This window comes from Staphylococcus durrellii (assembly GCF_015594545.1).
Classification (GTDB): domain Bacteria; phylum Bacillota; class Bacilli; order Staphylococcales; family Staphylococcaceae; genus Staphylococcus; species Staphylococcus durrellii.
The window spans coordinates 1,293,163-1,306,704 of sequence record NZ_JADIIO010000001.1 but is presented as its reverse complement, the minus strand read 5'-3'; the positions used below and the strand labels follow the sequence as shown (position 1 = coordinate 1,306,704).

Genomic DNA, 13,542 nt, shown 5'->3' with positions numbered 1-13,542 from the left:
GCAAAATGAGTATGACTTACTCAAAAATAATCTTTGTGAAAATATTCTCAATATCTATCAAATATAAATAGTTATTTTCCGTTCTCTGCTAAGTGACGTAATGTTTTCACTTCATGTGGTGTTAAAACTCTGCCCTCACCTGCGTTTAAACCTGTTAAATTAAGTGGACCAAATTCAATTCTTTGTAACTTTGTTACTTGATGACCAAAATGTTCGAACATACGGCGTACTTGTCTATTACGCCCTTCACTTATAGTAATTTCAACAAGCGTATTGGATTTTTCTTTATCTTGATTTTTAATTTTAACTGTAGCTGGATGTGTCATGCCATCTTCTAATTTAACACCCTTTTCTAACGCTTTTACTTCTTCTCGCATTAGATAACCTTTTAATTTAACGATATATTTCTTTTTAATTTTATAACGAGGATGTGTCATTAAATTAGTAAAGTCTCCATCGTTTGTTAATAATAATAAACCTGAAGTATCATAGTCTAATCTACCCACAGGGTATATTCTTGTTTCAAGCTCGTTGAAATAATCAGTTACAACTTTACGACCTTTATCATCTGAAACGCTCGTAATAACTTGTGTGGGTTTATAAAATAGAATATAGAGCTTATCTTCTTGTTCAATTTTAATGCCTTCAACTTCTATTATATCTGAAGGTTTTACTTTCGTGCCTAATTCTGTTACTTGTTCGCCGTTTACTTTGACTTTACCTTCTTCTATAAGCACTTCCGCTTTACGTCTTGAAGTATAACCACTATTGGCGATGCGCTTTTGTAATCTTTGTGATTCGTTACTCATTATTTTCTCCTTTTTGATTGACTAAATTACTGAAAAAAGCCTCAATTTCTTCATCGTCTTCATCAGTTGTTGGTAAATCCTCTATAGTTTCTATTCCAAATACATTTAAAAATAAATTGGTTGTATAAAGTTGGTGACTACGGGAAGCATCTTCTTCTTTTGCTTCTACTAAACCTTTTGCAATTAATGTTTTGACTGCACCATCTGAATTGATACCTCTAATCATTTCAATATCACTGCGTGAGATTGGCTGGTTATAAGCAATAATAGATAAAGTTTCCATAGCTGCTTGCGATATTTTCATCTTCGACTTTTGTTCTACTAGCTTTTCAACATACTCTGATGCTTCTTTTTTTGTAGTTAATACGTAAGTAGTACCAAATTTTTGAATTACTAAACCAGGAGATTCATAGTTTGCTATGAGCTCATGGAAAGTTGACTGATCAAAATCTAATATTTCAAGTAATTGCCGTTCTTCAATGCCTTCATCACCTGCAGTGTATAGCAGTGCTTCTAAGATGCCATTATGCATTAATGCCATAATTTACTCCCCTTATTATATTAATATCATCAAAACTGTTATGTTGTTCTATATTAATTGAACCTGATTTAGACATTTCTAAAATAGCTAAAAAGTGTGTAACTACCATTTCGATAGGTTCTGAATAATTAAACAAACTAAAGAAATTAAATGAATGTTCTTTTTGTAATCGTAGTTGTACTTGAGAAGTAGCTTGTTGTATAGTAAATGTTTCTTTGTGAATATTAACTGATTTTGGTGTGTTAAGTTCCATTCTATTTTTAACTTTTTGATAAGCAATAATTAACTCGGTCAAATCAATTGTATTGTTAGGGTCCCACAATTCATTTTTTTCTAAATGGCTCAAATCAGTTGGGTATTTTGCGTAATAATGTGCACGTTCTTCTTTTTTTTCATTAAGTGTTGCTGTATATTCTTTGTAGTTTTGATATTCAATTAAACGCCCTACTAAGTCTTCACGAGGATCTTCTTCAAAATAATCATCCTCATCACTTTGAGGTAGTAACATTTTACTTTTAATCATTAATAATTCTGACGCCATAACTAAATAATCGCTCGCTAAATTGATTTCAAGCTGATTCATTGTATGTACATATTGCATATATTGTTCAGTGAGTGATTTCATTGGTATATCATAAATATCTATTTCAAATTTTTGGATAAGGTGCAACAATAAATCCAAAGGACCATTAAAAGCATCTAGTTTTACTTCATACATTTTATCTACCTCATATAAGTTGCAAGTTAAGTGCGTTATTCACTAAAATATTATACCATGTTTGTAATAAACAATAAATTTTTGGAGCGGAAGCTTATGGATAATGCACTAAAACTATTTTACTATCAATTTCATACTCAACAACATTATTTTTTATGTCATGATATACTAGAAGAAGCATGGAAACAAAATTCTTCTTTCAGTAAAAATGACCCGGTCGTAAGTTTAATACTATTCGCAACTGGATGCTACCATTATCGAAGACATAATTTCATAGGTGCTAAACGTTCATTCGAACGTGCTTACAAGATCATAGTACAAGATGAAGACTCCCAATACTTAGGTTTACACATTAGTCATTACAAAAATTTAATTACACAAATTATTTATAATATTGAGCAACGAAAAACGTTTCAACCCATTCAATTACCTATAACTGACGCTATGGAACAACAAATACTGCACGATTTTCCAAATTATATTTCAACACCTTATGTTATCGAAGATGATTATATTATTCATCACCATATTAAAAGAGATCGTAGTGAAGTGATACAAGCAAGACAAGACGCAATGAAAAATAATAATCGGTTATCTAAATAATTTAAAAACCACATGGCTTTACTAAAAGCATGTGGTTTTTATGTATATAATTCCCCTCTATGCTCTAGGATGAAAGGCATTATACATTTTTCTTATTTGTGATTTGGAAACGTGTGTATATAGTTGTGTAGTTGAAATATCAGAATGTCCTAACATTTCTTGTACAGCTCTCAAGTCGGCACCATTTTCAAGTAAATGTGTTGCAAAGGAATGTCTTAAAGTATGAGGCGTTAAAGTTTTATTAATATTGGCTTTAATACTTGCTTGCTTAATCATTTTCCAAATGCCTTGTCTAGACAAAGGCTTGCCATGTAAGTTTAAAAACAGCGCATCGGTCGTTGTTTTTTTAAGTAGTTGAGGCCGTACTGTTTCTATATATTTAGTTAAAAAATCAATTACGGTGTCTCCTAATGGAACAATGCGTTCTTTGTTGCCTTTACCAAAAACTCTTACAAAGCCCATGATTAAATTAACGTTTTCGACTTCTAATTGAATCAGTTCAGTTACACGCATCCCTGTTGCATAAAGTAATTCCAACATCGTTCTGTCGCGGTAACCGTTATTTTTATTAATATCTGGCGTTTCAAGTAAAGCTATAATTTCATCAACTTCTAAAACATCTGGCAATCTTCTTTCATATTTAGGCGTTTCAATTAATACCGTAGGATCTTTAGCTGCATACTTCTCTCTTAAGGCAAATTGATGGAAACTGCGCACTGTAGAAATGAAGCGAGCTAGAGACTTTGCAGATGCGCCTTGATCATGTAAATAACCTAGACACTGTTGAATTGTTTGTCTATCTACAAAATCAATATGTGCTATTTTGTTATCATTTAAATAAGTAACATACTTATCCAAATCTCGACGATACGCACCTATTGTATTGGAACTGAGCCCTTTTTCTAATTGAATAAATTTTAAATATTCATTTTTTATTGTTTCCATAACGCCACCTCATTAACGTCAATCTATCATTATTTACCTTTAGCTTGACAGGTAGAACAAATGCCATGGAAAGTTAAACGATGGTCTAATATTCTAAAGTTGAAATCTTGCTCAACCTTTTCTTCTACTTTTGGTAATAAGTCTTCTTCTATTTCTTCTACTTTGCCACACTCCATACAAACTAAATGATGATGGAAATGTTTAGCACCTTCTTTACGTAAATCAAACCTAGCAACACCATCACCAAAATTAATTTTATCGACGACTTTTAATTCTGCTAATAACTCTAATGTTCTATAAACAGTGGCTAATCCAATTTCAGGTGCTTTATCTTTTACTTTTAAATATACGTCTTCAGCACTTAAATGATCTTTTTCATTTTCAATTAAAACTCTTAAAGTTGCTTCTCTTTGTGGAGTTAACTTATATGATGATTGCTGTAATTGTTGCTTCACGCGATTTAATCGTTCTTCCACGGAAGCCTCACTCCCCTACTAATAATTATAATCATTTTAATTTAGTTAATGATTTATATCTAAAATACCAATAATTGAAAAAATTCGCAAGTTAATTCCATTATTTAATTAGAATGATTATAATTAAGCAATAGATATTGAAGTGCAATAATTGTTTTTGCATCATTTATTTCGTTGTTTTTAAGCTTTTCTTGAGCTTTGTTAATTGATAATTCGTGTAATTCAATAAATTCATCTTCATCTAATTGTTTTTCACCTTTCAATAATTCAGTGGCTAAATAAATAGAAATTTTCTCATTTGTGAAGCCAGGAGAACCATACATATCTGTAATAAGCGTTAATTCTTTAGCTTTATAACCCGTTTCTTCTTCTAATTCTCTTTTAGCTGCTTCTTCACGCTCTTCCCCTATTTCTAATTTTCCGGCGGGTATTTCTAGCATAGTATTATCAAGTGGTTTCCTAAATTGTTCTACTAAGACGATTTTGTTTTCTGACGTAAGTGCGCAGACCGCAACAGCCCCATTATGTAACACAATTTCACGTGTAGAAGATTCACCATTTGGTAAATCAACTTCATGTACTTCTAAATCTATAATCTTTCCTTTATAGATACTTTTTTTATTTGTAGTTTTTTCATATAAGTTCATGGTAATCACGTTCCTTTTAATATTTGATAGTAATTGTTAAGATTGTTATATCGATAATAGAGGCTTAGTGCAAAGTTTATTTAAGATATAACATTATAAGTATACTCGCTAAAAACTAGTTTTCTTTTTGCGCCTCTTTATCTTATCTCATTAGTGTATCGAAAGGAGAAACAACATGCAAAAGAACATATTAACAAGTGGCATTGAATTATCTGAAGTTGGCTTAGGTTGTATGAGTCTTGGAACAGATTATGACAAGTCAGAAACTATTATTGAAAGTGCGATTGAACAAGGTATCACTTATTTTGATACAGCTGATGTTTATGACAAAGGTGTCAATGAAAATATTGTAGGTAAAGCATTAAAAAAATATCAAAATCGAGATGATATTGTTATTGGTACAAAAGTAGGTAATCATTTGCAAGATGATGGTTCAACTTTCTGGGATCCATCTAAAAAATATATTAAATCAGCTGTGAAAGATTCGTTAAGAAATTTAGGACTAGATGAGCTTGATTTATATCAACTACATGGCGGTACGATAGATGATCCTTTAGATGAAACAATTAGCGCTTTTGATGACTTAAAACAAGAAGGTATTGTTCGAGCGTATGGCATTTCTTCTATTAGACCTAATGTTATAAGATATTATTTAGAACATAGTCAAATTGAGACATTAATGTCTCAATTCAACCTTATTGACAATAGACCAGAAGATTTAGTTGATGAAGTTAATGCTAACAACGTTAAAATTTTGGCACGTGGACCAGTATTTAAAGGACTTCTTACAGCTAATAGTAGTAAAGCATTGGATAATAAATTTAATGAAGGTATCTTTGATTATACCTACCAAGAATTAGGAGAAACAATTGCTTCAATTAAAGAAGTAGAAAATAATTTGACAGCTTTAACATTTAAATATTTAAAATCACAAGAAGCATTGGGCTCTATTATTGTAGGTGCTAGTAGCCCTGCTCAACTTGAAGAGAATATTAAAAATTATGAAGCAGCACAAGCCATTAGTGATGAACAATTAAAAGCAGCAAGAGAACGTGTGAAAAACTTACAATATACACAACATGTAAAATAAGCAATATACAGAAAATCCCAACAACTAAACATTGTTGGGATTTTTATAATTGATATTTACTTTTTATTTTTGAAAGCAAATGGAAATAATCGTTCATAAATGCGAGGTGCTAGATTATAAAATTTTAGCAATATATACATCCATCTAGGTTGGTTAATTTCGACCTTTTTCTGATTAATGCCATCAATGATATCCTGTGCTAAACGTGAAGGGTCTAACATAATACGTTGATACTTTTTAGCGTATTGTAATGTAGGATCTGCATGATTGTGAAACGGCGTATTAACAGGTCCTGTATTCACTGTCATAACGTGGAATGACGGATGTTCTAGACGCAATGCATTTAATAATTGTATAAACGCAGCTTTGCTTGCACCGTAATGTGCCGCATATGCTTGTGTTGAATAAGCAGCTTGACTACCAATACCTACTATAGAGGCGTTATGCGCAAAATACGGTAATAACGCTTTAAAGAGTACATTAAAGTTAACTAGATTCAATTGATAGGTTTCTAGTATTTCCTCAGTCGAATGAGCTTCTATAGATTTAAAATAACCAACTCCCGAACTATAAATCAATCCGTCAATTTTAGAAGCTGATAGTTGAGCCGTGATACTGTTAATATCATCAATATTAAGTAAATTACATTTTATAATAGTTAATTGATTAGAATTAATTTTATTTGTTAATTCTGCTATTTTTTGAGGAGTTCTTGCCAAAACTGTTACCCGTACCTGTTGCTTTAATAAGGTTTTTAAAAGGGCTAATCCTAGACCACTCGTTGCCCCTGTCATTATGTAATGTTGACCTTTCAAAGAACCACCTCACTCTTTATTTTTATTTTACAAAGTATAAGTTTATTTCTTGATTTTGTAAATAATTGCATATAATTATTAGGAAAATAGTGTAACTATGTTAGTATGGAAACATCACATAACAAGGAAGTGTTGATTCTACATGAAACTAGTGTTTTACGGAGCAGGCAATATGGCACATGCCATTTTTACAGGGATAGTTAATTCAAATGTGATTGACTCTAATGATATCTATTTAACTAATAGATCTAATGAGCAAGCTTTAAAGGATTATGCGCAACAATTAGGTGTTAATTATAGCTATGATGATAAAGCATTGCTTGCAAAAGCAGATTACGTATTCATAGGTACAAAACCACATGATTTTGAAGCGTTAGCAGAAAGAATTAGACCCTATATTACTGATAAAAATAAATTTATCTCAATTATGGCTGGTTTACCAATGGACTACATTAGGGAACAATTAAATACTAAAAATCCAGTTGCACGTATTATGCCTAACACAAATGCACATGTCGGTCATTCTGTGACAGGTATTAGTTTCTCGGGTAATTTCGGCGCAACTTCTAAAGATGAAGTTGATGGTTTAATTAATGCATTTGGTTCTGCCATTGAAGTGTCAGAAGATAATTTGCATCAGGTAACAGCAATAACAGGAAGCGGTCCAGCATTTTTATATCATGTTTTTGAGCAATACGTTACTGCTGGTACACGTTTAGGATTAGAAAAAGACCAAGTAGAAGAATCAATTAGAAACTTAATTATTGGTACGAGTAAAATGATTGAAAGATCAGAATTAAGCATGGGACAATTACGTAAAAATATTACTTCTAAGGGCGGAACTACACAAGCTGGATTAAATGCATTATCAGAATATGATATTAAAGGTATTTTTGAAGATTGCTTACGGTCCGCTGTGAATAGAAGCATTGAATTATCGAACCAGGATGATGATGATTAAAGTTCACTAATATTCTAAAGAATGGGATAGGCGCATATAAGAGCGTCTATCCCATTCTTTTTAATTTGTAATTTTAGTGATAAGTACTACATTTAAAATTTATATGAATCAAAATCGCTTACGAATTTGTAATTAGACTGTTGTCGCTCGTGAACTAAGTCATTATAAATTTGTTCTACCTCTTCGAATGTATATCGGTTGCTAATGTGTGTAATGAGTGTATGTTTAACGTTAGCGCGTTCCATTAATTCGAATACATCATCTATATGACTATGATTATAATTATTAGCTAATGTTTTGTCTCCCTCTAAATAAGTACCCTCATGTACCATAACATCTGCATCATTAGCAATTAAATACTCATTCATACACGGCTTAGTATCTCCAAATATTGCAATGATCGGACCACGAATTGGATCCCCTTTGAAATCATTCGAATCATAAATTAATCCTTTGTATTCAAATGTATCATTGGCTTTTATTTCTTGATATTTTGGCCCAGGTTCAAGGCCAATATTTTTTAATGCTGCTACATCTATTTTGCCGGGTGTATAAGGTGCTTCGATGCGGTATCCATATGAAGGTATACCGTGATTTAATAAATTAGCTGTTACTGTAAAACCGTTATGTTGGTAAGCAAAATGAGTGTCAATTTCGATAAACGTTAATGGATAATTTAAGCGTGATTCAGATACACGTAATGTCGTTTCAACATATTCCTTAATCCCTTTGGGTCCAATAATAGTTAAAGGCTTACCTTCCCCACCTTGAAAAGAACGTGTAGTTAATATACCAGGAAGCCCAAAAATATGATCACCATGCATATGAGTAATAAAGATGTGATTGACCTTACCTAATTTTATAGAATGGTGCAGAATCTGGTGTTGTGTTGCTTCGCCTACATCAAATAACCATATATTATTAATGTAAGGTTCTAAATTAAGTGCAATTGCTTGAGTGTTACGCTCTTTCGTAGGTAAACCTGCACTAGTACCAAAAAAAGTTATTTCCATGCATGAGCCTCCTCTTCTTGAACATATTTTAGCATATATAAAGAATAATGTTATAATAAAGAGAAAATTGTTTTCAAGCAAAATTATATGAACTATGGTAATAATTGTTCTATAATTAAAGCAGATTTTAAAAAGAATTGAGGTTTTTAACTTGAGTACTAGAAATAAGAACATTCCTTGTTTAATTACTATATTCGGAGCGACTGGTGATTTGAGCCATAGAAAATTATTTCCATCGTTATTCCATTTATATCAACAAGAAAATTTAAATGAACAAATTGCAATTATTGGAATCGGCAGAAGAGATATTTCGAACGATGATTTCCGTAGTCAAGTGAAGTCATCAATTCAAGAACATGTAAAAAACACTAAACATTTAGATAAATTTATGGAACACGTATTTTATCACAGACACGATGTTAGTGATGAAGCGAGTTACGAATCTTTATTAGAATACAGTAACAATTTAGATAAAGAATTTAAACTTGAAGGTAATAGATTATTCTATTTAGCTATGGCACCTAAATTCTTTGGTGAAATTTCTGATTACTTGAAATCATCAGGATTAACTGATACTGATGGCTTTAAACGTTTAGTTATTGAAAAACCATTCGGCTCAGACCTTAAATCAGCAGAACAATTAAACGAACAATTACGTCGTTCATTTAAAGAGGAAGAAATATATCGTATCGACCATTACTTAGGTAAAGACATGGTTCAAAACATTGAAGTGCTACGTTTTGCTAATGCGATGTTCGAACCATTATGGAATAATAAATATATTTCAAACATTCAAATTACTTCTTCTGAAATACTTGGTGTTGAAGACAGAGGTGGTTATTATGAATCAAGTGGTGCATTAAAAGATATGGTTCAAAACCATATGTTACAAATGGTAGCTTTATTAGCTATGGAAGCACCAATAAGTCTACAAAGTGAAGATATCCGAGCTGAAAAAGTTAAGGCACTAAAATCATTAAGAGAATTAGCTCCAGATGAAGTTAGCCAAAACTTTGTTAGAGGTCAGTATGACCAAGGTATTATTGGTGGACAAGAAGTAAAAAAATACCGTGATGAAGAACGTGTAGCCGGAGATTCAACAACCCCTACTTTTGTTTCAGGTAAATTAACAATTGATAATTTTAGATGGGCTGGTGTACCCTTCTACATTCGAACTGGTAAACGTATGAAGAGCAAAACGATTCAAGTCGTAGTTGAGTTTAAAGAAGTACCTATGAACTTATACTATGAAACTGATAAAAAGTTAGATTCAAACTTATTAGTGATTAATATTCAACCAAATGAAGGTGTTTCTTTACATTTAAATGCTAAAAAGAATGTTCAAGGAATTGAAACAGAGCCAGTTCAATTATCTTATGCTATGAGTGCTCAAGATAAAATGAACACTGTCGATGCGTATGAAAACTTACTATTCGATTGTTTAAATGGTGATGCTACTAACTTTACGCATTGGGAAGAATTAAAATCAACATGGAAATTTGTTGACGCTATTCAAGGATACTGGGATAAAACAGAACCAGACTTCCCTAACTATGAAGCAGGTACTAATGGCCCGCTAGAAAGTGATATGTTATTAAGTAGAGATGGCTTCCATTGGTGGGAAGATATCCATTAATAAATTATAATATGATTTTTTGCGATGGCAATAGTGTAGAAGTACACTGTTGTTGTCGCTTTTTTAATGTCTTTCACATGTGTTATTATATAATTCAAATTATAAATAAGTGTTTTTAGCTTCACAGATACTAGCACTTTAGATGTCAGATGTGAAGAAATGGTGTAAACTATTAAGGAAACATCTATAATAATATTAAATAGAGTGAAACATAAAATATACTAGAATTGATTTCTTATGTTTACATTGTTAGATTTTTAGGAGTGGAAGTTTTGGACGTTATCAAGCAAATACAACAAGCAATTGTTTATATTGAAGATCATTTGCTAGAGCAATTTAATATGCAACAACTTAGTGATTACGTTGGTCTTTCACCGTATCATTTAGATCAAAGTTTTAAAATGATTGTTGGTCAGTCGCCTTCTGAATATGCACTTGCGCGAAAGATGACAATAGCGGCACAAGAACTGATTACAAGTTCTAATAGAATGGTTGATATTGCAAAAAAATACCACTATCCAACCGTAAATGATTTTGCCAATGAATTCAGTAAGTATCATGGTATATCTCCGTTACAAGCTAATGCTAAAAAAGAACAATTAAATATAAAAAATAGACAGTACTTAAAAATTACTACAACGGAAAAACCACCTCATTCATATAGATTAGAAACGATTAACGGAATGAATTTAGTGGGGTACGCTGAATTTATTAATGCAGCACATATTGAAAATCCTTTTAAAATTCCAGATATTCTTGAAGATTTATTGGTTGAAGGCAAGATAAAAGAGTTAGAGCGCTATAATAATGTGAGTCCACATGAAATTTTCGTCATTAGTTGCCCATTAGAATATGGCGTAGAAATATTTATAGGTGTTCCAAGCGATCGTTATCCAGAACACTTAGAAAGTCGTTATTTACCAGAGCGACAATATGCTAAGTTTAATTTACAAGGTGAAATTGATTATATAACAAATGAAGCTTGGTATTACATTGAAACAAGTCTTCAAATGACATTACCTTATAAACGAGATAGTTTATACGTCGAAGTTTATCCTTTTGACATTTCATTTGATGATAGTTTTACGAAAGTGCAATTATGGTTACCTGTAAATCAAGACGATTACAATGACTAATAATAAAAATCTAGTACATTACACTTATTAATCTTTAAAAAATGTAATGTACTAGATTTTTTGTTATCAAAGTTAGTTATTAATAATATGTTTATTGAAAGTTGAGCATTTATACCTGTATTAATTTAAATTAATACAGGTACAATTTGCTAAAAAACTACTTATCTACAAACGTTGATACTATATTCAGATAAGTAGATACTAGTATGTTACCCGTTTGTCTCTAAAACTTTGCCTATAAAAGCTATGGACGAAGTTTTTGGAATAATAAGTGTTAAGTGTTTTTGATGAGCAGCTGCTTTAATATCTGATTCTACACACTAAATATCTTTTAAATTGGATGTAAAGATATTTCAGTATAATAATATCTAAAAACATTGTTATATAATTAGAGATGTTATGAGATAACGACAATTTGAAATCATATTGAACTAGTATAGTTGCAATACAAAAGCTTCATATGGTTTTAAATTATTAAGATCAACATCATTATTATAATTATGTAATTCAACAACTTTATTATCAATCATTGTTTCAAAGTTTAGTGATGCCTTATCACCTGTTAAATTAGCTACAATTAATGCACGTTTTTCATTTAAAGTTCTAGTGTAGGCAAATACTTTAGGATTTTCAGCATCAACTAATTCGAAATTTCCATAAATATATAAATCATCAGATTTTTTTAATTGAATTAACTTTTTATAAAAAGTTAATATCGAATGTTTATTGTTTTGTTGTTGTGCTACATTGATTGTTTTGTAATTAGGGTTTACTGGGAACCAAGGTTCAACGGTAGAAAATCCAGCATAATGTTTGTCATTCCATTGCATTGGTGTACGTGCATTATCCCTATTCTCCATTTTGTGTTTGTTTAGTAAGGCGTTTACATCGCCACCTTGTTCTTTTACGATATTATATTCATTTACTACAGCAACATCGTTAAAAGTCTCTATACTATCAAAAGGATAATTGGTCATGCCAATTTCTTGGCCTTGATAAATAAATGATGTACCTTGTTGTAAAAAGTAAGCAATGGCATGACTTGTGGCGGATTCATACCAATATTGTTCATCGTTACCCCATGTCGACACCCTTCTTGGTTGATCGTGATTTTCTATGAATAAAGCATTCCATCCATTATTTGCTAGCCTTTGTTGCCAACGATTTAATACCTGTTTATACGATAAAACATCGAATTTTACATCACCAGTGTTCCAAAGGCCTAAATGTTCAAATTGGAAAATCATATTAAATTTGCCATTGTGTTCCCCAACCCATAAATCTGCATCTTCAGTACTTACACCGTTTGCTTCTCCAACTGTCATAATGTCATATTTTTTTAAACTTTGCATTTTTAATTCTTGTAACCATTGATGAATGCCCGGTTGATTCATTGCGACGTCAAAAGCTGGCACATATTTTTGGTTCGGTTTTGATTCCAAATCTCCATATTCGAAAGATTTTTTAATGTGAGTAATCGCATCAACTCTAAAACCATCGATCCCTTTATCAAACCACCAATTCATCATTGAGGTAATTGCTGCTCTGACATTCGGATTCTCCCAATTTAAGTCGGGTTGTTTTTTACTAAATAAATGAAAATAATATTGACCTGTTTTACTATCATATTCCCAAGTAGAACCATTAAAGATGCTTTCCCAATTCGTGGGCTCACTACCATCTGATTGTGGATCTTTCCAAATATACCAATCTCTCTTCGCATTATCCTTACTAGAGCGTGATTCAATAAACCAAGGATGCTCGTCAGAAGTATGATTAACGACTAAATCTAAAATTAATTTCATCCCTCTGTTATGAATTGACGTTAATAGTTCATCAAAATCTTCCATAGTACCAAATTCATCCATTATATCTTGATAATCACTTATATCATATCCATTATCATCATTAGGAGATTTATACATAGGGCTTAACCAAATTACATCAATACCTAAATCTTGTAAGTAATCCAATTTTTTTATAACGCCTCGTAAGTCTCCAATACCGTCATGATTTGAATCATTAAAACTACGAGGATAAACTTGATAGGCTACAACTTCTTTCCACCATTGTTTACTTTGCATGATCATGCTCCTTTGTGCTTATAAATGTACTAATACTACTAAGTATATCCTCATTATACTATTGATTT

Annotated in this window: 14 protein-coding genes; 5 read left to right on the top strand and 9 right to left on the bottom strand. The window is 31.5% G+C overall.

Annotated features, from left to right (window positions below; all coding sequences use genetic code 11):
- Positions 1-71 precede the first annotated feature (71 nt).
- Genes ISP02_RS06380 through ISP02_RS06370 form a run of 3 tightly spaced genes read right to left on the bottom strand, consistent with a single transcriptional unit; the run spans position 72 to position 2,068 of the window.
- A complete protein-coding gene (locus ISP02_RS06380) occupies positions 72-809 on the bottom strand; it encodes a pseudouridine synthase (protein ID WP_195720752.1) in 738 nt (245 codons plus the stop codon).
- Positions 802-1,350: an SMC-Scp complex subunit ScpB gene (gene scpB / locus ISP02_RS06375; RefSeq protein ID WP_195720751.1), complete on the bottom strand. Its 549-nt coding sequence runs from the start codon at positions 1,348-1,350 to the stop codon at positions 802-804. Before scpB ends, ISP02_RS06380 begins: the two co-directional genes overlap by 8 nt.
- Positions 1,334-2,068, bottom strand: a complete 735-nt coding sequence (locus ISP02_RS06370) for a segregation and condensation protein A (RefSeq protein WP_195720750.1) — start codon at positions 2,066-2,068, stop codon at positions 1,334-1,336. Before ISP02_RS06370 ends, scpB begins: the two co-directional genes overlap by 17 nt.
- Before the next feature lie 96 nt (positions 2,069-2,164).
- Here ISP02_RS06370 and ISP02_RS06365 point away from each other — a divergent pair, with 96 nt between their 5' ends.
- Positions 2,165-2,671: a DUF309 domain-containing protein gene (locus ISP02_RS06365; protein ID WP_195720749.1), complete on the top strand. Its 507-nt coding sequence runs from the start codon at positions 2,165-2,167 to the stop codon at positions 2,669-2,671.
- 57 nt (positions 2,672-2,728) lie between these two features.
- On the opposite strand, the gene xerD is transcribed toward ISP02_RS06365, so the two are convergent.
- From xerD to ISP02_RS06350, 3 genes are all read right to left on the bottom strand, one after another.
- Positions 2,729-3,616, bottom strand: a complete 888-nt coding sequence (gene xerD / locus ISP02_RS06360; RefSeq protein WP_195720748.1) for a site-specific tyrosine recombinase XerD — start codon at positions 3,614-3,616, stop codon at positions 2,729-2,731.
- A gap of 29 nt (positions 3,617-3,645) precedes the next feature.
- A complete protein-coding gene (gene fur, locus ISP02_RS06355) occupies positions 3,646-4,092 on the bottom strand; it encodes a ferric iron uptake transcriptional regulator (RefSeq protein WP_195720747.1) in 447 nt (148 codons plus the stop codon).
- Between the two features lie 104 nt (positions 4,093-4,196).
- Positions 4,197-4,739: an NUDIX domain-containing protein gene (locus ISP02_RS06350; RefSeq protein WP_195720746.1), complete on the bottom strand. Its 543-nt coding sequence runs from the start codon at positions 4,737-4,739 to the stop codon at positions 4,197-4,199.
- 175 nt (positions 4,740-4,914) lie between these two features.
- On the opposite strand from ISP02_RS06350, the gene ISP02_RS06345 reads away from it, so the two are divergent.
- Positions 4,915-5,829 carry an aldo/keto reductase gene (locus ISP02_RS06345; RefSeq protein ID WP_195720745.1) on the top strand — a complete coding sequence of 305 codons (915 nt, stop codon included), beginning with the start codon at positions 4,915-4,917 and terminating at the stop codon, positions 5,827-5,829.
- A gap of 56 nt (positions 5,830-5,885) precedes the next feature.
- On the opposite strand, the gene ISP02_RS06340 is transcribed toward ISP02_RS06345, so the two are convergent.
- Positions 5,886-6,644 carry an SDR family NAD(P)-dependent oxidoreductase gene (locus ISP02_RS06340; protein ID WP_195720744.1) on the bottom strand — a complete coding sequence of 253 codons (759 nt, stop codon included), beginning with the start codon at positions 6,642-6,644 and terminating at the stop codon, positions 5,886-5,888.
- A 142-nt stretch (positions 6,645-6,786) separates the two neighbouring features.
- Here ISP02_RS06340 and proC point away from each other — a divergent pair, with 142 nt between their 5' ends.
- Positions 6,787-7,605 (top strand): pyrroline-5-carboxylate reductase, encoded by an 819-nt coding sequence (gene proC, locus ISP02_RS06335; RefSeq protein ID WP_195720743.1) that lies wholly within the window; start codon positions 6,787-6,789, stop codon positions 7,603-7,605.
- 92 nt (positions 7,606-7,697) lie between these two features.
- On the opposite strand, the gene rnz is transcribed toward proC, so the two are convergent.
- Positions 7,698-8,618, bottom strand: a complete 921-nt coding sequence (rnz, locus tag ISP02_RS06330) for a ribonuclease Z (protein ID WP_195720742.1) — start codon at positions 8,616-8,618, stop codon at positions 7,698-7,700.
- Positions 8,619-8,769: 151 nt separating this feature from the next.
- On the opposite strand from rnz, the gene zwf reads away from it, so the two are divergent.
- Both zwf and ISP02_RS06320 read left to right on the top strand, forming a co-directional pair.
- The gene (gene zwf, locus ISP02_RS06325) at positions 8,770-10,254 is read left to right on the top strand and encodes a glucose-6-phosphate dehydrogenase (protein WP_195720741.1); all 1,485 of its coding nucleotides are present in this window, start codon (positions 8,770-8,772) and stop codon (positions 10,252-10,254) included.
- A 272-nt stretch (positions 10,255-10,526) separates the two neighbouring features.
- Positions 10,527-11,390 carry an AraC family transcriptional regulator gene (locus ISP02_RS06320; RefSeq protein WP_195720740.1) on the top strand — a complete coding sequence of 288 codons (864 nt, stop codon included), beginning with the start codon at positions 10,527-10,529 and terminating at the stop codon, positions 11,388-11,390.
- Positions 11,391-11,821: 431 nt separating this feature from the next.
- Here the strand turns inward: ISP02_RS06320 and ISP02_RS06315 are convergent, their stop codons facing one another.
- Positions 11,822-13,474 carry a glycoside hydrolase family 13 protein gene (locus tag ISP02_RS06315; protein ID WP_195720739.1) on the bottom strand — a complete coding sequence of 551 codons (1,653 nt, stop codon included), beginning with the start codon at positions 13,472-13,474 and terminating at the stop codon, positions 11,822-11,824.
- Between the last annotated feature and the right edge of the window lie 68 nt (positions 13,475-13,542).